The sequence below is a fragment of the Arcobacter sp. ISO1 genome (assembly GCF_058105185.1).
Genome location: NZ_CM176573.1, coordinates 2,278,067 through 2,303,597 on the forward strand (window position 1 = coordinate 2,278,067; position 25,531 = coordinate 2,303,597).

A 25,531-nucleotide genomic window follows, 5' to 3' on the forward strand; every position below is an offset into this window, starting at 1 on the left:
CATTCTTTAACAATAAAGAACAGGCATCTATAAACTTTATATTCCTACTCCCACTCCTTAATAGATTATTTTTGTCTGCTTCTTTAATGTTAATCTTTCTATCTATTGTTGACTTTTTCTAATAAATTTTAAAATCATTATCTGCTCGAAAAGCATACTCCCAAATCCCTTAGGTAAATCCGGATTACTTTTTTCAACATTTGCAATAGTATTTTTGATTTGTTCTTCAGTCATATTCTGAACTAGTGGCATAATATTCTTAGCGATTGTTTCTTTAAATTCTTGTATCTCTTCTTGAGTCATATATTAATTCTTTTTTTTAAACTTGGACTCAAATTATAATAAGATTACCTAAAATAATAGTTAATCCATCTGCTAGTTTTTAACATAATTGAAATTTGAGTAAATTATGTTATAATCGCGAAAAAATTATAGGAAATATTTATTTTGGTAGAGTTAAGTAAAAAAATTTCAAAAGTAGTAGGTAAGACAAATGCAGAGTATGGACTTATAAAAGAGGGCGATAAAGTATTAGTTGGATTTTCAGGTGGAAAAGATTCAACAACTCTTATTCATGCTTTAAATCATTTAAAAAGAGTAACTCCATTTAATTTTGAGTTTAAAGCTGTGACGGTTACTTATGGTATGGGTGAACAGGTTCAATTTTTAGCTGATCATTGCAAAGAATATGGGATTGAACATGAGATAATTGATACTGAAATCTTTGAGTTATCAAAAGAGAAAATTAGAAAAAATTCTTCATTTTGTTCATTTTTTTCTAGAATGAGAAGAGGGTATTTATATTCAACTGCATTAGAACAAGGATATAATAAACTTGCTCTTGGACATCACCTTGATGATGCGATGGAATCATTTTTTATGAATTTCTTATATAATGGTGCTTTAAGATCTATGCCTCCAGCTTATAAAGCTGAAAATGGTTTAGAAGTTATTAGACCACTTATCTTTTGCAGAGAAAGACAATTGAGAGCTTTTGCCCAAACAAATGAGATTATGGTTATTGGAGATGAAGCATGTCCTGCTATGAGATTTGATATTAAAATGCCACATGCAAGAGCTAAAACAAAAGAGCTTTTAGAAAAAATGGAAGAAGACAATCCTCAAATGTTTATCTCAATGAAATCAGCATTTAACAATATTCAAACATCAACTTTTTTTGATAAAGAGTTATTGGATAGAGATTAATGAAAATCTTAATTTCTTCTTGCCTTTTAGGTGAAAATGTTAGATATGATGGTGATAATTCATCAATTGCATATAACTCTTCTTTTACGTTTTCTCAAAAAGAGCGTTTTATGGATATACTTTGTTCTAATGAGATTTACTCATTTTGCCCTGAAGTTAGTGGGGGATTATCAATTCCTAGAGTTCCATCAGAAATAGTTTCAAGACAAAAGCCTTTTATCGTAAAAAATAAAGAAGGGAAAGATGTAACTATAAACTTTTTATTAGGTGCTAAAAACACCCTTGAGTTGTGTCAAAGTGAAGATATAAAACTTGCACTTTTAAAATCTAATTCTCCATCTTGTGGAAATACTCAAATATATGATGGAAGCTTTAATGGAAACCTTATGGATGGACAAGGCTTAACAGCAAAACTTCTTAGTGAAAATGGCATAACTATTTTTAATGAGACTCAAATGAATGATTTTTTTAAATTTATAAAAGAAAATAGATGATATGAAATTTATTTTTCTTTTTTCTATTTTAGTTTTTTCCTTATTTGCACAAGAGCTAAATCTTGGCATTTGGGATAAAAATAGCTTCAATAAGTTTTTAGAAAAAGAAAAATCAATAGATGAAGTATCAAGTTCTTTTCTTGGCACTTCTTATAAGGCGAATGTTTTAATTGGCTCATCATCAAAAAAAGAACAGCTAGTAATTAACTTAGCTAATCTTGACTGCTTTACCTATGTTGATTATATTGAGGCTATTAAAAATTCAAATGATTTTGAAAGCTTTAAAAAAAATCTAATTGCTCTCAGATATAAAAACTCTACAATTTCTTTTCAAAATAGAAACCATTTTTTTACAGACTGGATAACTCAAAATGGTTTTAAAAATATCATTTCAAAACTATCAAAAAATACAAAAAAACAAATAAAATATCTAAATAAAAAAAATGATAAAGATTTATATCTAAAAGGTATTGATATAAAAAAAAGAGAAATAAAATATCTTGAACCACAGTTTGTAGATAAATACTTTTTACAAAAATTAAAAAGTGGTGATTATATAGGTATTTATAGTAGCTTAAATGGTCTTGATGTTACTCATACTGGAATGATAATAAAAAAAGATAACAATATCTATTTTAGACATGCTTCAAGTAAAAAATCTAACAGAAAAGTTGTTGATGAACTTTTTGTTGATTATATTAAAAAAACTCCTGGTATTTTAGTTTTAAGAAAGTAAACTTTATATAAATTCATTAACTAAATTAGCTAATCTTAGTGGGTCAAGTGCTCCACTTACTCTTTTAACTTCAACACCATTTTTATAAACAACTAATGTAGGAATTGATCTAATACCATATTTAGCACCTAAATTTTGCTGTTCTTCTGTATTTACTTTTGTAAATAATGCTTTTAAAGGATATTTTTGTGATGTTTCATTATATATTGGAGCAAACATTTTACAAGGACCACACCAAGGTGCCCAAAAATCAACTATAACTGGAATTTCTGAGTTAACTATAACATGGTCAAAGTTACTATCATCTAATTCAATTGGTGTTGTATCAAGAAGTGAATTTTTACAAGATCCACAATTTGCTTTTAAATATGAATCTTTTTTTGGTATAGAATTTATTTTTTTGCAGTGGGGACAAACTATATTAATTTTATCCATTTTAAGCCTTTATATCTAGGATTGTAGACATCATCTCATCTTTTGTTTTAATCCCGTTTGCATTTGCTTCATAAGCTATTGTTTGAGGAATCATATCAACCATAGCGTTTGTAAAATCTTGACTACTTGAAACTGAAGTTTCTTGATTTTCAATATCTGTTGAGCTTTTTGTTGTACTTGCTATTGTTTGTGCATTTTGATTTACTTGCATTTGAGCTGCTAACATACCATTTAAATTATTATCAATTCTCATAATTCCCTCCCATACTTTGAAGTAACATTTTATTTAAATTTGCACTTCTAGATATTTGCGCATCTACAGAGCTTAATTCATTTTCAGAAGTAGATACATCTAGGCTTCCTTGATACTCTTGTTTATCATAGCTAGAGTTAGATTCATTTAATTTATCATAGGAATCTTGGGTTGATTTACTTATCTCTTGCCTATCAATACTAGCTAATTGTGCTCTATTTTGAGCCAATTGCATGTATATTGAAGAAGAACTTGATAAATTATTATTTATTTCCATAACGAACTCATTTTTGTATATTTATAGGATTATATCAAAGAAAAAAATAAAAGTAAAGAAAGGGATAGAACTAATTTTATCCCTTAAATTTTAGTAGTCAATAGCAACTTTATAGTTTGGATCATCCTCTTCGTAAGTACAAAATGGACCAGCATTTTTAAGAATTTGTTTACAATCTTTACTTAGGTGCCTAACAACAAGTTTTTTGCCCATATCGGCATATTTTTTTGTTATGTTATCAATAGCTTCAACACCTGAAATATCCATAACTCTTGCATTTTTAAAGTCTAATACAATGTTCTCTGGATCATGTTTTGTATCAAAAAGTTCAAAAAATGAAGTTGTTGAACCAAAAAATAAAGGTCCATCAAATTCATAAACTTTTGTATTCTCATTTTCTCTATATGTTCTTGATCTAACTTTAGAATGATTCCATGCAAATACAAGTGCCGAGATTATAATACCAGTAATTACAGCAATTGCTAAATCTGCAAAGATTGTAATTACAGTAACTGCAACTAAAACAAATTTATCTGAGTTTGGCATAAATCTAATTCTATTTCCACTCTCCCATTCAAAAGTACCAATTGAAACCATAAACATAATTCCAACTAAAACTGCAACTGGAATCATAGCAATATAAGAAGAAAAAGAAACAACAAAAGAGATTAAAAGGATTGCAGCAGTTAGACCTGATAATCTTCCCCATCCACCATTTGAAAAGTTAATAATAGATTGCCCAATCATGGCACAACCTGCCATTCCTCCAAAGAAACCACAAACAATATTTCCACTTCCTTGAGCAATACATTCTTGATTTCCACTTCCTCTTTTTCCACCCATTTCATCTAAAACAGAAAGTGTTAGTAATGATTCAATTAATCCAACTAAAGCGACTAAAATTGAGTATGGCAATACAGTAATTATAGACTCCATCGTTATGTGTAAAGTTGGTATTCCAAAACTTGGAAGATTCCCTGAAATATTTGCTAAATCACCAACTCTTTTTGTATCTAAATCCATACCAATAACTACTGCAGAAATTACAACAATTGCAACTAATCCTGAAGGAATAGCTGTTGAAATTTTTGGAAAAAATTTAACTATAATCATTGTTGAGGCTACAAGTACATACATAATCCAATTTTCACCTTCAAATAGTGGAAATTGAGCCATTGCAATTACAATTGCCAGACCATTTACAAAACCATACATAGCTGGTTGTGGTACTAGTCTAATTAATTTACCTAACCTAAAAGCACCAATTGAAACTTGAATTATTCCAGCTATTATTGTTGCCACAAGAATATATTGTAAGATATAAGTTGATAATTCACCATTTGCACTTAGTTGTTGTAACATTTCAGGGGACAAAGATTCTTTAACTTTTACCCCAAGTCCTACAAGAACAACTGCAATAGCTCCTGTTGCTCCACTGATCATCCCAGCTTTACCACCAACTAAAGCTGTAATTAAACCTAAAATAAAAGCAGTATACAAACCAACTAATGGGGAAACTCCAGCTATGATTGAAAATGCAATAGCTTCAGGGACTAAAGCAATTGCAACAACAATTCCAGATAGAACATCACTTCTTACAGATTGACCTATAAATGTATTTTTAATATTTAACAAATTAATACCTTTCTTAAAAGTCGCGATTATATCCAATAGATTATTAAGCACAAGTTAAGTTAAAAATAATCACTTATAATAAATTATTTGATATAATTCACCCATGAAAATTAATAAAGAATTTTATAAAAGTACTATTTTTAAACTAGCTATTTTAAGTTTTATAATCTTGATTTCATTACTTACTTCTAGTTTTATGTTCAATTCTCAGATTGATAAATTAAAAAAAAGAATAGACTATATCTATTTTGGTAACTATATTCCAGTATTAAAACTTCACACGATAGAAGATAATTTTGAAAATCTAATTATTTGTATGAGAACACATAAAAAATGTGATAGAGAACCATTTTTTAAAGAGATAAAAAAAGAGTGGAACTATTATGACAATGCTTTTAAAGGTGATGAAGAAAGAATAGTAGTTGATAAAATAAGTATAGATGTAAATAATTCTTTAAACTATAAGACAAAAATATTTCAATATAAAGATGTTATAAAAAAAATAAATTTTTTAAAAAAACATGAAAAGAATGTAGCTTATAAAAAACGTAAAGCATTTTTAAAAGAGTATTCTTCAATGAAAGATTACCTTTTTTATAATATGGTTATTTTAGTATTTATATCATTTTTATTTATTGCATTAATTATTTATTCTATTGTAAAAAAAGATAATCAATTAAAAATTCTTACAAAAAAATATAAAATGGAATCAATTACAGATGCCATGACATCTCTTTATAACAGAAAGTACTTTGATCAAATATTTGACAATATGCCATTTATCTCTAATGCAAATAAATGGAATACTGCATTTGTAATGTTAGATATTGATTTTTTCAAGCAGTATAATGACACTTATGGGCATGATATGGGTGATATAACATTAAAAGCTGTAGCTAATTCTTTAAAAACATATTTCAATAAAGACTATGAGTATGTTTTTAGATTAGGTGGTGAAGAGTTTGGCGTAATTTTATTTGATATTGATAAAGAAACCTTAGAAGAATGCTTAAAAGATGTTAACAAAAATATCGAATCATTAAATATTGAGCATAAAAATAGTAAAATATCAAACATTGTTACAATTTCTATAGGAGCTATTATTTATAATGCAAATTCTTATGTATCTTGTAATAGATTATACAAGATTGCTGATGAATCGCTTTATCTGTCAAAACAAAACGGTAGAAATCAGTATACAATTTATGAAAACGAAGGGAACTAATGACATTTCTTTTTAATAAAAATAGCCATTTTAACTTAGCTAATTTGGTAACTTTTTTTAACATCTCTGCAGGTATTATGGCTATATATTTTTTAACCCATAATGAGTTTTTTGCCGCAGCACTTTTTGCATGGTTAGCAGGAGGATTTGATATTGTTGATGGAAAAATTGCAAGAAAATATAATCTTTCAACAGAATTTGGTATTCAACTAGACTCTTTTGCTGATTTTTTATCTTTTGTTATAGTTCCAACTATGTTTATCTACTTTGCGATAATTGATACAAAAGAACTTATGCTATTTACACCACTTGTTGCATTTGCTTTTATTTATTATGTGATTTCAGGGCTAAGAAGATTAATTCAGTTTAATATAAATGCCGAAGAGGGCTCAGTAGAAAAATACTTCACAGGTGTTCCAACACCGTTAGGTGCAATTTTACTATGGGTAGTGTATCTTGTGTGGTTAACTGGAATTATGAATGAAAATGTAGTACTTATTTTAATGATATTAATTGGATATTCACTTAATTCAAAAATGAAAATTCCACACCCATAGAAAATTGTTATATGAATAAAGTAACGACTATTGATTTAGGCTCTAATTCTTTTAGAGTCTTGATTTACGATTGTTTAAATCACAAAATTATTGACGAATATAATGAAGTTGTTGGTATGGCTGATGGTTTAAATGAAACTGGTAATATCTCTATTGATGCCCAAGAAAGAGTAATTGATGCAATTATACGTTCATCTAAAAAGTTAGAGTATGATCCAAAAATAGCAGTATGTGTAACAACCGCAGCAATGAGATTAGCTTCAAATAGAGATGATGTATTAAAACATTTTGAAAAAACTACTGGTGCAAGGTTTAAGATAATAGATGGGAAAGAGGAAGCTAGATTAACACTTTTAGCTGTTAAATATGCGTTAAAAAGAGAAAAAATAAACTCTTCTAAATTTGTTCTTTTAGATATTGGTGGTGGTTCAACAGAGATTATTCTAAATGATATTGATAGTTTTAAGTCAAAAAGTTTTAATTTTGGCATTGTAACACTTACACAAAAATATCTAACTAATGATAAGTTAATTGATGAATTAGAAAATTGGAAAAAAGAGATTAATCTTTTTTTGAATGAATTGGATATTAATTTAAAAGATTTTACTTTTGTAGCAACAGCTGGAACACCTACAACGATTGCTGCAATAAAACTTGGGCAAGATTTTTTCCATTATGATAAAGATGAAGTTAATGGAACAATAGTAAATATAAAAGATTTAGATGAATCCTTAGAGATCTTTAAAGACTCAAGTAATGAAACAATAACAAAATTAGTTGGACGTGGCAGAGTTGAATTTATTGAAGTTGGTATTTATATTTACAAGGCAATTTTTGAAGTTTTAGAAAAAAAAGAATCGATTGTTTTAGATGATGGTTTAAGAGAAGGTGTTGCAATAGATTATTGTTTAAATAAATCTATCTAACACCAACTAGTTTTACACTTTGCTCTTGAACAATATTTGCTTGTGACGCAGCTAAATATCCAGCATTTGCAATAACATTTGATTTAGTAAAATCTGTAACTTCTTTTGGGAAGTCATATTGTTTTGTAATTCTATTTTGATTAGTTAAATCTTTTTGTTCTTGAATTGATTCTCTCGCACTTTCTACAAGATTAGTTCTTAAATCTTGAAACTGTGATTGAACATTATCAAGTACTTTAATAGCTTCTTTTACAGTCTCAATTGTTTCATTTAACTGCTCTTGATTATTTAAATCGTTTTTATTTACAGCATTTCCAACTGCAATAGCTACTTCAGGAGTATTTGGTTTATCCATTGAAAAATATGCTTCTTTTGTAGAAATATCAATTGAAGTTGTTTCATCATATTGATCAACATATAATAAGTTTTCTCTTTTATAGGTTGTTTCAAATGCAATTTCTCTAAAATTTAGAAGCTCTTGATTTATTTCATTTTTAACTTGATTTTTATCAATATTATTCTGTAAATCTTCTTCTCTAAAAGTTAGCTTTTCATTTATTTTTTCTAAGGTTTCTTTTTGTTTTTCGATACCACTTTGGGCAGTAACTGCAACACCAATACCTTCATTGAAAGTCTGTAAAGAAGCAGATAATTCATCTCTTTTTTTGTTATATTCATTGATTGAAAGGGAAAAAGAGTCTTCATTTCTACTAATGTTTTCTGTTTTGTTTGAAGCACCAATTTGTTGATTTGGCACATTGTTTAAGGAGTTTGCTACATTATTATTAATACTATTTATATCCATACTGTCTCCTTTTTTAATATTATTACTTCATTTTACTAAACTTAAGATTAATTTAATATTAACTTGAATGTTTATATTAAGGGCATTAAAGAGTTTATTAATAATTATTTTTGTAGAATATCTGACTAATTTATGACAGGAGAGACAATGAGAATAACTGGCGCAAAAATGGTTACGGAATCATTAAAAGAAGAAGGGGTAGATGTAGTTTTTGGTTACCCTGGTGGCGCTATTATGAATGTCTATGATGAAATTTACAAACAGAGTTTTTTTCAACACATTTTAACTAGACACGAACAAGCTGCTATACATGCTGCAGAAGGGTATGCAAAATCAACTGGGAAAGTTGGTGTTGCAATCGTTACTTCTGGACCAGGTTTTACCAATGCAGTCACAGGTCTAGCTGATGCTTACATGGATTCAATTCCATTAGTTGTTATTTCTGGGCAGGTTCCTACTACAATTATAGGTACTGATGGATTTCAAGAGATTGATGCAGTTGGTATAAGTAGACCTTGTACTAAGCATAATTATTTAGTTAATGATATTAAAGATTTACCTAGAATTATTAAAGAGGCATTTCATATAGCAAATACAGGAAGACCAGGACCTGTACACGTTGATATTCCAAAGGATATCACAGCTGAAGTTGCAGAGTTTAAATTTCCAAAGAGTGTTAATTTACCTACATATAAACCAACTGTTAATTACAATAAAAGACAGTTAAAAAAAGCAATGGACGCAATTGCAAAATCTAAAAAGCCATTACTTTATGTAGGTGGTGGTGCAATTTTATCAAATTGTTCTTACGAGATTAGAGAGTTTGCAGAACTTGCTAATATCCCTGTAGTTGAAACTTTGATGGCTAGAGGAGTTATGGGGCATCACCACGATTTATTAATTGGTATGCTTGGAATGCATGGTGAGTTTGCTGCAAATATGGCGGCTCATGATACAGACTGTATTATATCTCTTGGGGCAAGATTTGATGATAGGGTAACAGGAAGACTTGATGAATTTGCCAAAAAAGCAAAGGTTATTCATGTTGATATTGACCCAGCTTCAATTGCAAAACTTGTAGATACAAATTATCCAATTGTTGGTGATTTAAAAGTTACAGTTCAAGGTATGATAGATGCTGTAAAAGAGATGGAATTTAATAAATATGATAATTGGGTTGCACTTTTAAAAGAGTATAGAGAAAAAGAACCTTTAAGATTTAATGATTCTGATTCTGTAGTTAAACCTCAGTGGGTAATCCAAAGAGTTGGAGAAGTTTTAGGGGATAAGGCAATAATCTCTACTGATGTTGGACAACATCAAATGTGGGCTGCACAATTTTATCCATTTAACTATCCAAGACAATGGAATACTTCTGGTGGCTTAGGAACAATGGGATTTGGTCTTCCAGGAGCTATGGGTGTTGCTAGAGGAAATAAAGACAAGGTATCTATTAACTTCACGGGAGATGGTTCAATTTTAATGAATATCCAAGAGTTAATGACTTGTGTTGAATATGATTTACCAGTTATAAATATTATTTTAAATAATAATTATCTTGGTATGGTTAGACAATGGCAAACATTATTTTATGAAAATAGAATATCTGAAACAGATCTTTCTGTACAACCAGATTTTAAAATGCTTGTTGAATCATTTGGAGGAGTTGGTTATAGAGTTACGACTAAAAAAGAGTTTGATGAGGCATTAAAAGATGCAATTGAAAAGAAAAAACCTGCAATGATTGATGTAGTAGTAGCAAGAGATGAGATTGTATTGCCCATGGTACCAAATGGACATGCATTAAATGAAATGACACTTATAGGAGATAGCAATGAATAATTTCAACCACTATTATGACTCAACTACAATAAGACAAGTTATTTCAGTAATTGTGATGAATGAACACAATGTTTTATCTAGAATTGTTGGACTATTTTCTGCAAGGGGATATAATATTGATTCTTTAACTGTAGCACCAATCACAGGAAGTGAATACTCTAGAATGACTATTGTTACAACTGGAGACAAAAGAGTTATTGATCAAATTGTTAAGCAATTGAATAAGTTAATACCAGTATTAAAAGTTAACGAACATCAAAATGTTATAGAAAAAGAAACTGTATTGATTAAAATACCAATTGATCAACCACTAAGTGATATTGAAGTTATTGCAAGGGCTTATAACGGTCATATTCAAAATGTTACCGATGAAGCTATTGTGATTTCAGCAACTGATGAACCACATAGAATTGCAAACTTTACAAATATAATGAATAAATTTAGACCACTTGAAGTAGTAAAAAGTGGTGTAGTAGCAATGGAAAGATAAGAGTTTTCTCTTATCTTTTTTAAGGATTTAAATGAAACTAAATAAAATAGCTAAAACTTTAAATATAAAATGTGATAATGATATTGAAATCTTAGGTCTTAACACACTTCTTGATTCAAATGAAAATCAATTAACTTTCTTAGAAAATAAAAAATATATAAACGATTTAGAAAAAACAAAAGCAGCTGCGGTTTTAGTAAAAGAGGAATTTGTTTCAAAAGTTCCAGAAAATACAATTGCCTTAGTTTGTGATGAGCCATATTTATCTTTAGCTTATATTTCAAAACTTTTTGCTCCAAAGATTGTTGAAACAAATGGTGAAGATTGTATTATTGGTGAAGACACAACTATAATGCCAAATGTGTATTTAGGAAAAGGTTCAATTATAGGATCAAATTCTACTATTATGGCAGGTGCTTTTATTGGTGATAATGTAACTATTGGGGACAATACTATTATTTATCCAAATGTAACAATTTACAGAGACTGTAAAGTTGGCAGTGATTCAATAATCCATGCTGGAACTGTTGTAGGAAGCGATGGATTTGGTTTTGCGAATAGAAAAGATGGAAAATATATTAAAATTTACCAAAATGGAAATGTTATTATTGGAAATGATGTCGAAATAGGTGCAAATTGTACAATTGATAGGGCCGTTTTCCAATCAACTATTGTAGAAGATGGTGTAAGAATTGATAATTTGGTTCATATTGCACATAATTGTAAAGTTGGTCAAGGTTCAATTTTGGTTACTCAAGTTGGTCTCTCTGGTTCAACTATATTAAATGAATATGTTGTAATGGGTGGTCAAAGTGCTACAACTGGGCATTTAGAAGTCGCGCCTTTTACAACAATATCTGCCCGTGGTGGAGTTACAAAATCTATTACTGTACCTAAGAAACAATGGGCAGGCTTTCCAATTATGGAACATAGATCTTGGCTTAGACTTCAAGGAAAAATTGCAAAGTTATTAAAATAAAGGCTTCAAAATAGTTAAAAAAATTTTATCACTAATTTTCCTTTTTATTATTGTTTATTTTGAATATGCTACTTTTATTGGAGATAAAACTAGTGTAGGGACTGTTGGAACTGTATTTTCTGATTTTTCCCATAGATATTTTGGATTCTTATCATATATCTATTTACTACTATTTTTATATCCATTATATATAATAAATTTTAAAGAGAATTTTGATTGGCAAGAGTTTTCCATCAAAGTTTCTTCTGTAGTTTTGCTACTAATCTCTTTACTTACATTTCAATCTTTAGTGATGGAAAAAGGGATTTATAGTGGAGATATTGGTAATTATATAATTGATTCAATGTTTCCATTTATAGGTCTTGCAGGACTTTGGTTTTTTGTCTTGATTTCGTTTATTATCTCTTGTTTGATTTTACTAGATGATACTGAAATAAATATAAATCCAAAAAAAATAATTCCAAAAATGCCAACTTTTAATAGAGTTAACACAACTGTTAAACCTAAAAGATTAGAAAGTAAAAAAAGGGAAAAAAGAGTAAAAACAACTCCTGTTACAAAAGAAAATGTTTCAATTAAAGAAGAGGGTGATGTCGCTCAAATAGTAATAGAAGAGCTTGATGAAAGTGTTTCTGGAATTAAAACAGATGATTTGAATATTATTCCACTTGATGAACATCAAGAGAATCTTAAAGCAAAAGAAACTTCACTTTTTGAAGATCAGATAAATATAGATGAAATAAAAATAACTTCTGAAGATGAACATCCACATGCAGTTATTGTTGATGAATTAGAAGAAAATAAGAAACTTCAAGAAGAAATTGAGCTAGGAGGTACTGAAAAACCTAAAGATTTTGAATTACCATCAACTAAGTTTTTTCAAGAAGCACCAAAAGATAAAAAATCAAGAATTTCTGAAGCACAAATTGATCAGAAAATTGAAGATTTACTTGAAAAACTTTTAATGTTTAAAATTGAAGGTGACGTTGTTAGAACATATACAGGACCTGTTGTTACAACCTTTGAATTTAAGCCTGCACCAAATGTAAAAGTTTCTAAAATACTAAATTTACAAGATGATTTAGCAATGGCTTTAAAAGCTCAAACCATTAGAATTCAAGCACCAATTCCTGGTAAAGATGTTGTTGGTATAGAGGTTCCAAATGATGATATGCAAACTATTTATATTAGAGAATTACTTGAAAGTGAAATCTATCAGAATGCAAAGTCTCCACTAACAATGATTTTAGGAAAAGATATTGTTGGAAAACCTTTTGTTACAGATCTTAAAAAGCTTCCACATTTACTAATTGCCGGAACAACAGGTTCTGGTAAATCTGTTGGTATAAATGCTATGATTCTTTCTTTATTATACAAGAATTCACCAGATAATTTAAGACTTGTGATGATAGATCCAAAGATGCTTGAGTTTTCAATGTATAACGAAATACCACATTTATTAACTCCAGTTATAACAAAACCAACTGATGCTATTAATGCCTTATCAAATATGGTTTCTGAAATGGAGAGAAGATATACTTTAATGTCTCAAACAAAAACAAAAAACATTGAAAGCTATAATGATAAAGCAAAAAGAGATGGATATGAAACTATCCCTTATATAGTTGTAGTAATTGATGAGTTAGCTGACTTAATGATGACTAGTGGTAAAGATGTAGAATATTCAATTGCAAGACTTGCTCAAATGGCAAGGGCTTCAGGTATACACTTAATAGTTGCTACTCAAAGACCATCAGTTGATGTTGTTACAGGACTTATTAAAGCAAATTTACCAAGTAGACTTTCATATAAAGTAGGGCAAAAAGTTGACTCTAAAATTATTTTAGATTCAATGGGTGCAGAATCATTATTGGGTAGAGGAGATATGTTATTTACACCTCCTGGAATGTCAGGACTTGTTAGACTTCATGCTCCATGGTCACTTGAAACTGAAATTGAAAGTGTTGTTGATTTCTTAAAAGATCAAAGAGAAGTTGAATATGATATGAATTTTGTAAAAAATAAAGAAAATTCTAATCTTTCAGGTTCAGGTGATTCTTTAGATTTAGGTGACTTAGATGAGCTATATGAAGATGCAAAAGAGGTTGTATTAACAGATAAAAAAACCTCAATCTCTTATATTCAAAGAAAACTTAGAATAGGCTATAATAGAGCTGCTACAATTGTTGAACAATTAGAACAAACTGGAGTTTTAAGTGAAGCTAATACAAAAGGTAACAGAGAAATACTTCTTTAAGCCTTTTGTTATTTTATAAAATTAATTTTCCCGACTAAAATTAAAAATTACTGATTTAAACATACAACTTTCTCCAATTTCTAGGTATTATTAAAGCTTTTCGCAAAATAGTAGTTATAATTAATAATTACTATGTTAAAATAATATTACTATATAAGCAAAAGGAGTATGTTATGAATACAAGTATTGTAGGAAGACACATAGAATTAACTGAACCTATTAAAGATTATGTTAATAGTTCAATTGAGATTTTCAAAAAATATAATTTAGATATTATATCTGTAAACGCAATTATTGACCAAGAAGAAAAAAATGGAAGAAAAGCATTTACTTTTGAATTTACGTTAAATATCGCACATTTAGATACTGTTGTTGTAAAACAAAAAGATAAAGATTTATATTCAGCAATTGATATCGCTGTAGATAGAGTTTCAAAAGTTTTAAGAAGACACCATGATAAAATCACGGGTCATAAAGCTACAAAATTAACAGAAGTTACGGCTTCAGAGATTGAAGATCAAATAGCTAACGAGCTAGAGAAATTTGAAGATGAAATCTTCCCGGTAAGACTTACTTCTTATAAACCAATGGATATTCAAGAGGCATTAGATGATTTAAAAGGTTCTGATGCTCAATTTAAAGTATTCTTTGACAAAGATGATAATATGAGAGTATTATATAAATCAAAAGACGAAGGAAAATTTGGATTATATTAAGATATAATTTGATGTTTCTCAAAGGTATTAGCTTAATGCTAATACCTTTTTTATTTTAAAGGAAAAAAGTTTACATGACAAACGAACTAAAAAAAATTGCATTGATTGGACAACCTAATGTTGGAAAATCATCACTATTTAATAGAATTGCAAAGAAAAGAATTGCTATTGTTTCTGATATGGCAGGAACAACAAGGGATATTAGAAAACATGAAGTTGAAATACTTGATAGAGATGCCCTTATGCTTGATACAGGGGGAATAGATGAGACAAATGATGCAATCTTCTCAAATGTAAAAAGAAAAGCAGTAGAGTGTGCTAAAGAGGCTGATATAATACTTTTTATGGTCGATGGTAAAAAGATACCAGATGAAAAGGATAAAGAATTATTTTATGAGCTTCAAACTCTAGGTAAAAAATTAGCTTTAGTAGTAAATAAAATAGATAATGACAAAGAAAAAGATGAAAGACTTTGGGCTTTCTTTGAATTTGGAATTGATGAAGATAATCTTTTTGGTATATCTGTTTCACACAATAGAGGTACAAAAACTTTAGTTGAATGGATTTGGGAAAAATTACCTCCAAGAGTTGAAGAGGAAATTATTAACTACGAAGTAGATGATGATGATTATTTAGAAGAGTTTTTAGACCCAGTTGAAGATATAAATGAGTCAGCTGATTTCCAAGATGATGGTGAGATAAAAGTTGCTATCATAGGTAGAACAAATGTTGGAAAATCTTCAATTTTAAATGCACTTGTTGGAGCAGAAAGATCAGTTGTTTCTCCAATTGCAGGTACAACTATTGATCCTGTGGATGAATCTTTTGAGTATAAAGACAAAAATATTACTTTTGTTGATACAGCAGGTTTAAGAAGAAGAGGTAAAATTGAAGGGATTGAAAAATTTGCTTTAATGAGAACGAAAGAGATGCTTGAAGTTGCAAATCTTGCTTTAGTTGTTTTAGATGCATCTGAAGAGTTATATGATTTAGATGAGAAAATTGCTGGTTTGGTAGATGAATACGGATTAGGGACTATTATCGTTTTAAACAAATGGGATAAAAATAGAGAAGATTTTAAAGAGTTTGAAGAAAAGGTGCGAAGAAAATTTAAGTTTTTATATTATGCACCAATTATTGCAGTCTCAGCAAAAACAGGTAGAAGTATAGATAGATTGAAAGATAAATTAGTTGAAATTTATGAAAACTATAGCCAAAGAATTCCTACCTCAACACTAAATAAAGCAATTGAGACTGCTGTAATTAGACATTCACTTCCAAGTCCAGCAGGTAACTATCTTAGAATTTATTATTCTACGCAATTTGAGACAAAACCTCCAAGAATTGCACTTATCATGAATAAACCAAAGCTTTTACACTTTTCTTATAAAAGATATTTAATAAACTTCTTAAGGGACAATATAAACTTTGAAGGTACACCTATACATGTTGTAGCTAGAGGAAAAGGCCAAAGAGAAGAGAATGAGGAAGATATAGAAGACTTTTAAAAACTCATTAAGTGGGAGAGTTTTAGATGATTAGTATTAACAATTTTAAAAATGATGTACTTGGTGGAGTTACAGCAGCCGTTGTTGCATTACCTTTGGCTTTAGCCTTTGGTGTTGCAAGTGGTGCAGGAGCAATTGCAGGAATATATGGTGCTATCATCTTAGGTTTTTTTGCTGCGCTTTTTGGTGGTACTTCAACACAAATATCAGGACCAACTGGACCCATGACAGTTGTAACAGCTACTGCTATAGCTGCTTTTCCTGGTGATATTAATACTGTTATGACAATAATATTTCTTTCTGGCTTAATTCAGATTTCATTTGCAGTTATAAAAATTGGTAAATGGATTCAGTTTATTCCTTATCCCGTTATCTCAGGTTTTATGAGTGGGGTGGGTATAATTATTATAATCTTACAATTAAATCCTTTTTTAGGGGTAGATTCACAACCTTCCATACTATTAACTGTGTTAAATTTAATGAATTCAATATCTCAAACTAATAAAGATGCACTAATAATTGCTTCTATTACATTAGGGATAATGTTTTTAACCCCTAAGAAAGTTAGACAGATAGTTCCACCAGCATTAATTGCGTTAATTGCTGTAACATATTTATCTTTTTATTTAAATTTAGATGTACCTAAAATTGGTGAAATTCCCACTGGATTACCAGAACTTGCATTACCTGTAAGTTTTAGTTTTGTAAATTTAAAAGAGATAATTACACTATCTATTACTTTAGCTTTATTAGGTTCTATTGATTCATTGTTAACTTCTTTAGTTGCTGATAATATGACAAAAACAAAACATAGACCAAATCAAGAATTAATTGGACAAGGTATTGGAAATTCTATATGCTCACTCTTTGGAGCAATTCCTGGAGCTGGGGCTACCATGAGAACAGTTATAAATATCAATAGTGGTGGAACTACAAAAATTTCAGGAATGGTTCATGCTTTAACACTACTACTCATTGTTTTATTTCTAGCTCCATTAGCATCTCAAATACCATTGGCTGTACTTTCAGGTATCTTAATAAAAGTTGGGGTTGATATACTTGACTATAAATTTATTAAGATTATAAAAAAAGTAAATAAAAGAGATTTATTAGTAATGGTTACAGTATTACTTCTAACAATTTTTGTAGATTTAATTATGGCAGTTGGAGTTGGTATAACAATTGCTTCAATAATGGCTATTTATAAAGTATCAAAAGGTACTCAAATAAAAACAGTTAGAAATATAAAACAATCATCTTTTGATATTGATATTAATAATAACACTATTCATATTATTAAGATAAATGGTGAACTGTTTTTTGGTACAGCATCAACATTAGATGAAAAAATTGATAAAATTGACGATAATATCAAAACAATTATAATTGATTTTAAAAATGCATTTTCATTGGATTTATCGGCAATTTTTATTTTAGAAAATATAATTGACAAATTGAATAAAAGAGGGATAAATGTAATTTTCATCTCAAAATACAGACATAGAAAAACTATAATGGAATTAGATGGAGAAGATATATTTAAAAAAATAAAAATATTTACTAACATTGATGATGCTGTAAATTATGTACAACACAGACAGATTGTAAATGGCTAAAACATACCTTTTAAATAATCAAAAATTTGATGGAGTTATAAATTTAGAAGTTTTTAAAATAGAGTATATCCCATCTAATGTAGATTTAAAAAAATATGATGCTTTAATTATTACTTCAAAAAATGCAATTTATTCTTTAAAGAGTTTCAATGAAGATTGGGTAAAAATACCTTGTTATGCCATAGCTAAAAAAACAGCTGATGTAATATCTGAAAGTGGTGGATTGGTAGAATATACAGGTTCAAGTGGACATGGTAATGATTTTGCAAATGAATTAAAAGATAGACTAAAAAATAAAAAAACTCTTTACATAAGAGCAAAAAAAGTTGCTTCAAATTTAGTAGATATATTAAAAGAATCAAATATAGATATAGATGAACTAATAAGCTATAAAACTATTTGTAATGATAGATTAAAAGTAGACATAGAAAAAGACTCGACTATAATATTTACTTCCCCATCATGCGTTAATTGTTTTTTTAAAAACTATTCTTGGGATAAAAGTTTTAAAGCAATTGTAATAGGTAAAACCACTTCAAAATATTTACCTAATTATGTCAATTTTAAAATAAGCCCTGTTACATCAGTTGAAGAGTGTATAAAACTATCGCAAATGGTTACTTTTTAATCTTTTATTTAAACGAAATTGGCTAGAATTATTATAATCTAAGTAGTGCGGGATTTCCATCGTTGAGGGTCCGTTACTATATTTTTGTGGATAATTGTAATTTATATGGTGTTGAACGTTTACTTTTGTAATTCTGTTCCTGAAGTATAATTCTTATCTGCTAACGTTGGCTTTTGTGGGCCATTTTGATGGTTAACGGCTGCTTGGATTAATTTTATTACTCATTATTAAGGACAATCTAGTGAACATTTTAATACTTGGTTCTGGTGGTAGAGAATACTCTATTGGACTAGCTATTTCTAAAGAAGAGGAAAATCATAACTTATTTTTTATGCCAGGAAATGGTGCAACTGACAATTTAGGTACTAATATAAATATTAAAGATTATAATGAATTAGCACAATGGGCAAAAGAAAACAATATTGATTTAACAATAGTAGGTCCTGAAGCTCCATTAGTAGATGGTGTTGTTGATATATTTAAAGAAAATGGTTTAACAGTATTTGGTCCAAGTAAAGCTGCAGCACAGCTTGAAGGTTCAAAGGTATATATGAAAAATATTCTTAAAAAGTATAACATACCAACAGCAGCGTTTATAGAAACTACCTCTGTAAAAGAAGCTCATAATTTTATTGATACTATGAATGAACCAATTGTTGTAAAAGCTGATGGTTTATGTGCAGGGAAGGGTGTGATTATAGCTCAAAGCAAAGAAGAAGCGAAGCAAGCTGCATCTGATATGTTAAGTGGAGAATCTTTTGGAGATGCTGGAACTTCAATTGTTGTTGAAGAGTATTTAGATGGATATGAATTATCTATTTTTGCTATTTGTGATGGTGAAAACTACAAAGTATTACCAGCTGCTCAAGATCATAAAAGAGTAGGGGATGGTGATACTGGACCAAATACTGGAGGGATGGGAGCGTATGCCCCAACTCCTTTAGTAAATAATGATATTTATAAAAAAGTTGAAGAGAGAGTAATTAAGCCAACTTTAGAGGGTATGAAAAAAGAGGGGGCTCCTTTTGAAGGTGTTCTATTTATTGGTGTAATGGTTGTAAATGGTGAGCCAATTATTTTAGAATATAATGTAAGATTTGGTGATCCAGAGTGTGAGATTTTAATGCCTTTATTAGAAACACCAGTATCTGATTTATTCTATAAAGGTGCAACTAAACAGCTTGATAAATTAGATATAAAAATAAAAAATGAATATGGAGTTGCTGTTGTAATGGCAAGTTCAAACTATCCATATGGTTCTAGCCCTGCTGCTGAAATTATAGTTGATAAGATAGTTGATGAAGAGATTTTAAATAATACACATATCTCATATGCAGGGGTTAGCAAAGAGGATGATAAACTTTTTGCAACAGGTGGAAGAGTTCTTCTTTGTGTTGGTTTTGGGGAAACAATCAAACTAGCAAGAGATAGGGCATATAAACTTTGTGGGCAAGTTCATTTTGCTGGTAAAAAATGTAGAACTGATATTGCATATCAAGCACTTAAATAAGAGATTTGTTATAAATGAATAACACTAATAATTTAGAATTAGCAACAATACGTTCAAGAACTTTAGCTTTTGTTATTGACGATTTTCTTATTACATTTATCGTTATTGCAATGTATTGGGGAAGTATATCAAGTACAGGTGATGATTTAGTGACACTTTTAGCCATAATGAATCAATTTGTATGGCAAGTTTTATTTTTAAAATTTATATATCAAACTTTTTTTGTGTGGTATTATGGGGCAACTATAGGTAAGATAGTAACTAAAATTAAAGTTATTGATTATAATCATTTTGGAAGAGTCTCAATAGTTACAGCAATGACTAGATCTATTCTTAGAATTATTAGTGAGATGTTCTTTTATATTGGATTTATTTTTGCTTTTTTCAATGATGGAAGACAAACACTTCATGACAAAATTGGAAGGACTTTAGTCGTTAATGCTTAGAAATTTTATTGCTACAATTATTTTAGTTGTTTCTTTACATGCACAAAATGAAAAATTTGAAATTATTGCTAATGATGTAAAAACAAAAAAGAACAATATAGTTGTTGCAGCTGGTAATGTAGTAATTTATTCTAAAACCTATTATATTACTGCTCAAAAAATAATTTATGACAAAGAAAAAGAAACTTTTGAGTTATTTGATGATGTTATGATTTTAAGAAATAATAACGTTCAATCAAAGAGTGACTATGCTTTTTTAGATATGAAAAACGATGGAATTTATCAGAAACCAACAATGTATTATGATGAAACTACTTCTGTTTGGATTAGTTCAAATGAGTCTGATAAAAGACAAGAAAAAATTTATATAGAAGATTCTATTGTTTCAAGTTGTGATTGTGTTGATCCTGATTGGAGTATCAGATCTTCTAGTGCAGATTATGATACTGAAGATAAATGGATTAATATTTATAATCCAAGAATATATATGAAAAACATCCCTTTATTTTATGCTCCTTATTTAGGTTTTTCTACTGATAAATCTAGAAGAACAGGATTATTAATGCCTAGTTTTGGGTTATCTTCTTCAGAAGGAACTTTTTTCTCTCAACCAATATATTTTGCTCCAGAAAAAAATTATGATATTGAATTTATACCTCAAATTAGATCTGCTAGAGGATTAGGTTTATATACATATTTTAGATATGCAGATTCTGCTGATTCAATTTTTGAGTTAAGTGGTGGATACTTTAAAGAGAAAAGTGACTACGTTGAAGAGTATAATTTAAGAAATTCAAATCACTATGGTTTTGATTTAAAATATGAAAAATATAATCTATTCAATGGTAAAAAACTTGATACAACTGATGGTATTTATGTAGATTTAAACTATTTAAATGATATTGAATATAAAACCTTAGAGGATGAAAAGTATAAAGATGATATTGAAAGTAAAATTGAATCTAGAATCAATTATGTTTACAATACACCAAATTATTTCTTAGGTTCTTATTTTAGATATTATATTGATACTACAAAAGATTCAAATGCAACTACTTTACAAGAGTTACCAAAGGTTCAGTTACATGGTTATTCAAAACCTTTATTTTTAGATAAACTATTGTATTCAGCAGATTTAAAAGTTACAAATCATCATAGACGTGATGGTATAAGTGCAAATCAATATGAACTTAGTGTTCCTTTATCATATTCACTTTCATTATTTGATGATTATTTAAATTTTGAATTTAAGCATTCTTTTTCTGTAAATAGATTCAATTACAGTAATTTTTCGACAACTAATTATGAAGATGGAACTTTTGCTGAGAGTAATACAACATTATCTTTAAATAGTGATTTGATAAAACCATATGATGAATATATCCATTCTATAAACCTATTTACAGATTTCAATAAAGCTAATACAATAAAAGAAAACGGGGATTTATATTATAACAGTGATATTTCATTTTCTGATTTAAATTCTTTTCCTGTTGCAAAAACAGAAGATACTATAGCTTTTGGTTTAAATCATACTTTTTATGATAAAGATAGTTTAAAAGAGATTGTAAAACATAAAATCAAACAAACTATTTTATATGAAGAAGATAATCCAAAGTTACAAAACCTTGAAAATGAGATTGTATATAATTATATTCTTGGTTCTATGAAAAACAAGTTTATATATAATCAACAAGATAAAAAGTTTGTAGAAAGTTCAACTTCTTTTTCATTAGATTATAATAATCTTTATTTAAAACTTGGTCATTATTTAGCTAGAAAATCAGCTAATGCAGGATTCGATGAAGATTTAGAATCATATACATTTGATTCTAAATATAAACTATCAAATAGATATTCTATTGGATATAGTACAAAATACAATTTAGAAGAAAATTTAAGAACAAGGCAATCATTTAAATTTTCAATAAATGATAGTTGTTGGGATTTAAATGTAAAATATGAAAATGAGATTACTGCAGCTTCTACTACTACCTCAGATCCAATTGAGCAGGATATTGTCTACATAGAACTATTCTTAAAACCTTTAGGTGGTGTGATGCAAGAGTATGAAATAAATAAGGATAAATAGAATATGACGCCAGACAAAATATATTTTAAAAATAGAGATGTGGCCGCATATAGACTTATTGATATTCTTCCTATTAATAAAATGAAACTAGAAGACTGGACAGTTATTGCAAGTTCATACAATGGATACCCAATTGCAGAGATAATTGCCAATGAATTAAATGCAAAACTTGATATAATGTTTTCAAGGAAAATATTTTCACCTAATAACGATGAGTGTGAAATTGCTATTGTGACTGAAACTGAAGAAGTTGTAATTCATGAAGAGTTAGCTAAAGCTTTTGAAATTAGTTTAGATTTTGTTTTCTCAAAATCTAGATATATTTTTGATAATGAACTCTCTTCTTGTGTAAACAAGTTTAGAAAAGGTACAAAATTAAAAGATTTGGAAAACAAAAATGTTTTACTTATTGATGAAGGCTTAAATACAAGTTTAACAATGATGGCTTGTATTAAAACAGCAATTCATCTTGGAGCAAAGTCAGTTTCAGTGGCAATACCAATTTTACCAACTGCAAGTATTTCTACAATAGAATCAATTGCAGATGACCTTTATTATGTAAAAAATCTTGATCATTTTATTAGTATCGATTTTTATTATGATGAGTTGGAAATGTTAACTTACGATGATGTAAAAAAATATAGAGAAAAAGGAAATTAGATGTCAACAGTGTGTGAATTTGAGTTGAATGGGAAACAAGAAATATTTGAGTTTGGGAAGGTTGCCAAACAAGCTAATGGGTCTGTATTAGCAAGATTAGGAAATGCTGTTGTTCTAGCTACGGTTGTAAGTGAATTTGATAACCCAGTTGAAGAAGACTTTACTCCTTTAACTGTTCAGTATGTAGAAAAAACATATGCTGCTGCAAAACTGCCAGGTGGATTTATAAAAAGAGAAGCAAAACCAAGTGAGTTTGAAACTTTAACTTCAAGGGTTATAGATAGAAGTTTAAGACCACTTTTCCCTAAAGGATATGTATACCCTACAACTATTACTGTAATTGTATTAAGTGCAGATAAAGATGTTGATTTACAAGCTTTAGCTTTAAATGCTGCAAGTGCTGCACTTTATACATCTAACCTTCCAATTAAAAAATCAATCTCAGGTGTTAGGGTTGCTAAAATTGAGGGTGAATATGTTGTTAATCCATCATGCTCTCAATTAGAGGAGTCAACTTTAGACCTTTATGTTGCTGGATCTAAAGAAGAGCTATTAATGATTGAGATGAAAGCTGTCTCATCTGAAGAGATGGTTGAAGTTGATATTGAAGCATTTTCTAAACTTCACAAAACAAATGAAATGAGTGAAGATCAATTAGTTGAAGCAATTTCAGTAGCACAAGAAGCTTTAAAAGAATCTAATGAAACTTATGAAAAAGCTTTTGAATCAGTATGTAAAGAGCCTTGTGAAGTTGAATTAGTTGAGTTTACAATTGATGAAAAAATAATTAATTATGTAAAAGATAACTACAATTCTAATGTTAAAGAAGCATTAAAAAGATTAGCAAAAAGTGAAAGAGCTACAGAACTTAAAGATGTTGCAAAATTAATTTCAAAAGATGAATATTGTGTTTCAAATGAAATTGAATTTGCAACTGTTTATGAGGCTGTTTCTATTGTAAAAAGAGAAGCAGTTAGATCAATGATTGTAAATGATAAAGTTAGAGCAGATGGAAGAGGATTAAGAGATGTAAGACCTATTACAATTGATACAAATATCTTACCATCAACTCATTCATCTTGTTTATTTACAAGAGGTGAAACTCAAGCTTTAGTAGTTGGTACTTTAGCTGGTCCAAAAGATGGCCAAATGTATGAGGTATTAACGGAAAAATCTACAAATGTAGATAGATTCATGGTTCATTACAACTTTCCAGGTTTTTCAGTTGGTGAAGCGAAACCTATGTTTGGTGTAGGAAGACGTGAATTAGGTCATGGGAACTTAGCAAAAAAAGCTTTAGAAGCAACTATTGATAAAGATTATGATGAAACAGTAAGACTTGTTTCTGAAATTTTAGAATCTAATGGTTCTTCATCTATGGCAACTGTTTGTGGTGGTTCTTTAGCACTTAAAGCTGCGGGTGTTCCTATCTCTAATTTAGTAGCTGGTGTAGCTATGGGTATGGTTGTTGAAGGTGATGACTACTCAGTTTTAACAGATATTATGGGATTAGAAGACCATGATGGAGATATGGACTTTAAAGTTGCTGGAACAAAAGATGGAATTACTGCTTTACAAATGGATATTAAACTTGGTGGAATTGAATTATCAGTTTTAAAAGAGGCATTATTACAAGCTAAAGAGGGAAGAAAACATATCTTAGGATTAATGGAAGAAGCTTCTTTAGAAATTGTACCAAGTCAAGCGTTACCATTAATTGAGCAATTTGCAATTGACCCAAGTAAATTTATGGTAGTTATTGGAAAAGCTGGTGCAACAATAAAAGAGATAATTGAAAAATTCTCTGTATCAATCGATTTAGATAGAGATACAGGTAATGTAAAAGTAAGTGGTGATAATAAACAAAATGTTTTAGATGCTTGCGAACATATTAAAACTATTTCAAATAATGCAAGTTCAAGAAGAGATAATCCAAAGAAAAATATAGATTTTGAAAAATTATATCAAGTAGATGAAGTTTTAACTGGTAAGGTAGTTAGACTTGCAGACTTTGGTGCCTTTGTTGAACTACCAAAAGGTGGAGAAGGATTACTACATATTTCTAAAATTTCTAAACAAAGAGTTAAAAAAGTTGAAGATGTTTTAAACGTTGATGACTCTGTGGAAATAAAAGTATTAAAAGTAAAAAAAGATAGAATAGAATTAGCATCTAGTTCTTTATAGCAAGAATAAAAGCTGAATTACATATTCAGCTTTTATTCCCTCCCACTAATAATT

At 28.9% G+C, this 25,531-nt stretch carries 25 protein-coding genes; 19 read left to right on the top strand and 6 right to left on the bottom strand.

Features of this window, described 5'->3' with window-relative positions; translation table 11 throughout:
* Positions 1 to 102 precede the first annotated feature (102 nt).
* Entirely contained in the window at positions 103 to 303 is a 201-nt protein-coding gene (locus AC2TY9_RS11345; protein ID WP_489777580.1) for a hypothetical protein, read from the bottom strand.
* 144 nt (positions 304 to 447) lie between these two features.
* Here AC2TY9_RS11345 and AC2TY9_RS11350 point away from each other — a divergent pair, with 144 nt between their 5' ends.
* Genes AC2TY9_RS11350 through AC2TY9_RS11360 form a run of 3 tightly spaced genes read left to right on the top strand, consistent with a single transcriptional unit; the run spans position 448 to position 2,436 of the window.
* Positions 448 to 1,206: a PP-loop family protein gene (locus AC2TY9_RS11350; RefSeq protein ID WP_489777582.1), complete on the top strand. Its 759-nt coding sequence runs from the start codon at positions 448 to 450 to the stop codon at positions 1,204 to 1,206.
* Positions 1,206 to 1,700 carry a 2-thiouracil desulfurase family protein gene (locus tag AC2TY9_RS11355; RefSeq protein ID WP_489777584.1) on the top strand — a complete coding sequence of 165 codons (495 nt, stop codon included), beginning with the start codon at positions 1,206 to 1,208 and terminating at the stop codon, positions 1,698 to 1,700. The genes AC2TY9_RS11350 and AC2TY9_RS11355 overlap by 1 nt, the downstream gene beginning before the upstream one ends.
* A 1-nt stretch (position 1,701) precedes the next feature.
* Positions 1,702 to 2,436 carry an N-acetylmuramoyl-L-alanine amidase-like domain-containing protein gene (locus AC2TY9_RS11360; RefSeq protein WP_489777586.1) on the top strand — a complete coding sequence of 245 codons (735 nt, stop codon included), beginning with the start codon at positions 1,702 to 1,704 and terminating at the stop codon, positions 2,434 to 2,436.
* A gap of 3 nt (positions 2,437 to 2,439) precedes the next feature.
* On the opposite strand, the gene trxC is transcribed toward AC2TY9_RS11360, so the two are convergent.
* From trxC to AC2TY9_RS11380, 4 genes are all read right to left on the bottom strand, one after another.
* Positions 2,440 to 2,871, bottom strand: a complete 432-nt coding sequence (trxC, locus tag AC2TY9_RS11365) for a thioredoxin TrxC (RefSeq protein ID WP_489777588.1) — start codon at positions 2,869 to 2,871, stop codon at positions 2,440 to 2,442.
* 1 nt (position 2,872) lies between these two features.
* A complete protein-coding gene (locus AC2TY9_RS11370) occupies positions 2,873 to 3,124 on the bottom strand; it encodes a flagellar basal body rod C-terminal domain-containing protein (protein ID WP_489777590.1) in 252 nt (83 codons plus the stop codon).
* A complete protein-coding gene (locus tag AC2TY9_RS11375; RefSeq protein WP_489777592.1) occupies positions 3,114 to 3,401 on the bottom strand; it encodes a hypothetical protein in 288 nt (95 codons plus the stop codon). Before AC2TY9_RS11375 ends, AC2TY9_RS11370 begins: the two co-directional genes overlap by 11 nt.
* 90 nt (positions 3,402 to 3,491) lie before the next feature.
* Positions 3,492 to 5,036, bottom strand: a complete 1,545-nt coding sequence (locus AC2TY9_RS11380; protein ID WP_489777594.1) for a SulP family inorganic anion transporter — start codon at positions 5,034 to 5,036, stop codon at positions 3,492 to 3,494.
* Between the two features lie 103 nt (positions 5,037 to 5,139).
* Between AC2TY9_RS11380 and AC2TY9_RS11385 the strand changes: the two genes are divergently transcribed.
* The 3 genes from AC2TY9_RS11385 to AC2TY9_RS11395 are packed head-to-tail and all read left to right on the top strand — an operon-like array spanning position 5,140 to position 7,744.
* Positions 5,140 to 6,261 carry a GGDEF domain-containing protein gene (locus AC2TY9_RS11385; protein WP_489777596.1) on the top strand — a complete coding sequence of 374 codons (1,122 nt, stop codon included), beginning with the start codon at positions 5,140 to 5,142 and terminating at the stop codon, positions 6,259 to 6,261.
* Positions 6,261 to 6,818 (top strand): CDP-alcohol phosphatidyltransferase family protein, encoded by a 558-nt coding sequence (locus AC2TY9_RS11390; RefSeq protein WP_489777598.1) that lies wholly within the window; start codon positions 6,261 to 6,263, stop codon positions 6,816 to 6,818. The genes AC2TY9_RS11385 and AC2TY9_RS11390 overlap by 1 nt, the downstream gene beginning before the upstream one ends.
* An 11-nt stretch (positions 6,819 to 6,829) precedes the next feature.
* A complete protein-coding gene (locus AC2TY9_RS11395) occupies positions 6,830 to 7,744 on the top strand; it encodes a Ppx/GppA phosphatase family protein (RefSeq protein WP_489777600.1) in 915 nt (304 codons plus the stop codon).
* On the opposite strand, the gene AC2TY9_RS11400 is transcribed toward AC2TY9_RS11395, so the two are convergent.
* Positions 7,737 to 8,549 (bottom strand): flagellin N-terminal helical domain-containing protein, encoded by an 813-nt coding sequence (locus AC2TY9_RS11400; RefSeq protein WP_489777601.1) that lies wholly within the window; start codon positions 8,547 to 8,549, stop codon positions 7,737 to 7,739. The genes AC2TY9_RS11395 and AC2TY9_RS11400 overlap by 8 nt on opposite strands.
* Before the next feature lie 147 nt (positions 8,550 to 8,696).
* Between AC2TY9_RS11400 and AC2TY9_RS11405 the strand changes: the two genes are divergently transcribed.
* The 13 genes from AC2TY9_RS11405 to AC2TY9_RS11465 all read left to right on the top strand — a co-directional run bounded on the left by AC2TY9_RS11405 (position 8,697) and on the right by AC2TY9_RS11465 (position 25,477).
* Positions 8,697 to 10,391: an acetolactate synthase large subunit gene (locus tag AC2TY9_RS11405; RefSeq protein ID WP_489777603.1), complete on the top strand. Its 1,695-nt coding sequence runs from the start codon at positions 8,697 to 8,699 to the stop codon at positions 10,389 to 10,391.
* Positions 10,384 to 10,881: an acetolactate synthase small subunit gene (ilvN, locus tag AC2TY9_RS11410; RefSeq protein WP_489777604.1), complete on the top strand. Its 498-nt coding sequence runs from the start codon at positions 10,384 to 10,386 to the stop codon at positions 10,879 to 10,881. Before AC2TY9_RS11405 ends, ilvN begins: the two co-directional genes overlap by 8 nt.
* Before the next feature lie 31 nt (positions 10,882 to 10,912).
* A complete protein-coding gene (gene lpxD, locus AC2TY9_RS11415) occupies positions 10,913 to 11,860 on the top strand; it encodes a UDP-3-O-(3-hydroxymyristoyl)glucosamine N-acyltransferase (protein ID WP_489777606.1) in 948 nt (315 codons plus the stop codon).
* A gap of 10 nt (positions 11,861 to 11,870) precedes the next feature.
* Positions 11,871 to 14,117: a DNA translocase FtsK gene (locus AC2TY9_RS11420; RefSeq protein WP_489780432.1), complete on the top strand. Its 2,247-nt coding sequence runs from the start codon at positions 11,871 to 11,873 to the stop codon at positions 14,115 to 14,117.
* Positions 14,118 to 14,290: 173 nt separating this feature from the next.
* A complete protein-coding gene (gene hpf / locus AC2TY9_RS11425; RefSeq protein WP_489777608.1) occupies positions 14,291 to 14,833 on the top strand; it encodes a ribosome hibernation-promoting factor, HPF/YfiA family in 543 nt (180 codons plus the stop codon).
* Between the two features lie 74 nt (positions 14,834 to 14,907).
* Entirely contained in the window at positions 14,908 to 16,341 is a 1,434-nt protein-coding gene (gene der / locus AC2TY9_RS11430) for a ribosome biogenesis GTPase Der (RefSeq protein WP_489777610.1), read from the top strand.
* A 26-nt stretch (positions 16,342 to 16,367) separates the two neighbouring features.
* Positions 16,368 to 17,957: a SulP family inorganic anion transporter gene (locus AC2TY9_RS11435; protein ID WP_489777612.1), complete on the top strand. Its 1,590-nt coding sequence runs from the start codon at positions 16,368 to 16,370 to the stop codon at positions 17,955 to 17,957.
* Complete coding sequence (locus tag AC2TY9_RS11440) at positions 17,950 to 18,585, top strand: uroporphyrinogen-III synthase (protein ID WP_489777614.1); 636 nt, start codon at positions 17,950 to 17,952, stop codon at positions 18,583 to 18,585. The genes AC2TY9_RS11435 and AC2TY9_RS11440 overlap by 8 nt, the downstream gene beginning before the upstream one ends.
* A gap of 241 nt (positions 18,586 to 18,826) precedes the next feature.
* A complete protein-coding gene (purD, locus tag AC2TY9_RS11445; RefSeq protein WP_489777616.1) occupies positions 18,827 to 20,095 on the top strand; it encodes a phosphoribosylamine--glycine ligase in 1,269 nt (422 codons plus the stop codon).
* A 14-nt stretch (positions 20,096 to 20,109) separates the two neighbouring features.
* The gene (locus tag AC2TY9_RS11450) at positions 20,110 to 20,541 is read left to right on the top strand and encodes an RDD family protein (protein WP_489777618.1); all 432 of its coding nucleotides are present in this window, start codon (positions 20,110 to 20,112) and stop codon (positions 20,539 to 20,541) included.
* Entirely contained in the window at positions 20,534 to 22,633 is a 2,100-nt protein-coding gene (locus AC2TY9_RS11455; RefSeq protein WP_489777620.1) for an LPS-assembly protein LptD, read from the top strand. Before AC2TY9_RS11450 ends, AC2TY9_RS11455 begins: the two co-directional genes overlap by 8 nt.
* Before the next feature lie 3 nt (positions 22,634 to 22,636).
* Complete coding sequence (locus AC2TY9_RS11460; protein ID WP_489777622.1) at positions 22,637 to 23,293, top strand: phosphoribosyltransferase; 657 nt, start codon at positions 22,637 to 22,639, stop codon at positions 23,291 to 23,293.
* The gene (locus AC2TY9_RS11465; RefSeq protein WP_489777624.1) at positions 23,294 to 25,477 is read left to right on the top strand and encodes a polyribonucleotide nucleotidyltransferase; all 2,184 of its coding nucleotides are present in this window, start codon (positions 23,294 to 23,296) and stop codon (positions 25,475 to 25,477) included.
* Positions 25,478 to 25,531: the final 54 nt, after the last annotated feature.

What these genes read in the sequence shown, in the direction of transcription:
- AC2TY9_RS11345 (WP_489777580.1), bottom strand. Translation starts at nt 303, where the DNA reads ATGACTCAAGAAGAGATACAAGAATTTAAAGAAACAATCGCTAAGAAT.
- AC2TY9_RS11355 (WP_489777584.1), top strand. Translation starts at nt 1,206, where the DNA reads ATGAAAATCTTAATTTCTTCTTGCCTTTTAGGTGAAAATGTTAGATAT.
- AC2TY9_RS11360 (WP_489777586.1), top strand. Translation starts at nt 1,702, where the DNA reads ATGAAATTTATTTTTCTTTTTTCTATTTTAGTTTTTTCCTTATTTGCA.
- trxC (WP_489777588.1), bottom strand. Translation starts at nt 2,871, where the DNA reads ATGGATAAAATTAATATAGTTTGTCCCCACTGCAAAAAAATAAATTCT.
- AC2TY9_RS11370 (WP_489777590.1), bottom strand. Translation starts at nt 3,124, where the DNA reads ATGAGAATTGATAATAATTTAAATGGTATGTTAGCAGCTCAAATGCAA.
- AC2TY9_RS11375 (WP_489777592.1), bottom strand. Translation starts at nt 3,401, where the DNA reads ATGGAAATAAATAATAATTTATCAAGTTCTTCTTCAATATACATGCAA.
- AC2TY9_RS11385 (WP_489777596.1), top strand. Translation starts at nt 5,140, where the DNA reads ATGAAAATTAATAAAGAATTTTATAAAAGTACTATTTTTAAACTAGCT.
- AC2TY9_RS11390 (WP_489777598.1), top strand. Translation starts at nt 6,261, where the DNA reads ATGACATTTCTTTTTAATAAAAATAGCCATTTTAACTTAGCTAATTTG.
- AC2TY9_RS11395 (WP_489777600.1), top strand. Translation starts at nt 6,830, where the DNA reads ATGAATAAAGTAACGACTATTGATTTAGGCTCTAATTCTTTTAGAGTC.
- AC2TY9_RS11400 (WP_489777601.1), bottom strand. Translation starts at nt 8,549, where the DNA reads ATGGATATAAATAGTATTAATAATAATGTAGCAAACTCCTTAAACAAT.
- AC2TY9_RS11405 (WP_489777603.1), top strand. Translation starts at nt 8,697, where the DNA reads ATGAGAATAACTGGCGCAAAAATGGTTACGGAATCATTAAAAGAAGAA.
- ilvN (WP_489777604.1), top strand. Translation starts at nt 10,384, where the DNA reads ATGAATAATTTCAACCACTATTATGACTCAACTACAATAAGACAAGTT.
- lpxD (WP_489777606.1), top strand. Translation starts at nt 10,913, where the DNA reads ATGAAACTAAATAAAATAGCTAAAACTTTAAATATAAAATGTGATAAT.
- hpf (WP_489777608.1), top strand. Translation starts at nt 14,291, where the DNA reads ATGAATACAAGTATTGTAGGAAGACACATAGAATTAACTGAACCTATT.
- der (WP_489777610.1), top strand. Translation starts at nt 14,908, where the DNA reads ATGACAAACGAACTAAAAAAAATTGCATTGATTGGACAACCTAATGTT.
- AC2TY9_RS11435 (WP_489777612.1), top strand. Translation starts at nt 16,368, where the DNA reads ATGATTAGTATTAACAATTTTAAAAATGATGTACTTGGTGGAGTTACA.
- AC2TY9_RS11440 (WP_489777614.1), top strand. Translation starts at nt 17,950, where the DNA reads ATGGCTAAAACATACCTTTTAAATAATCAAAAATTTGATGGAGTTATA.
- AC2TY9_RS11450 (WP_489777618.1), top strand. Translation starts at nt 20,110, where the DNA reads ATGAATAACACTAATAATTTAGAATTAGCAACAATACGTTCAAGAACT.
- AC2TY9_RS11455 (WP_489777620.1), top strand. Translation starts at nt 20,534, where the DNA reads ATGCTTAGAAATTTTATTGCTACAATTATTTTAGTTGTTTCTTTACAT.
- AC2TY9_RS11460 (WP_489777622.1), top strand. Translation starts at nt 22,637, where the DNA reads ATGACGCCAGACAAAATATATTTTAAAAATAGAGATGTGGCCGCATAT.
- AC2TY9_RS11465 (WP_489777624.1), top strand. Translation starts at nt 23,294, where the DNA reads ATGTCAACAGTGTGTGAATTTGAGTTGAATGGGAAACAAGAAATATTT.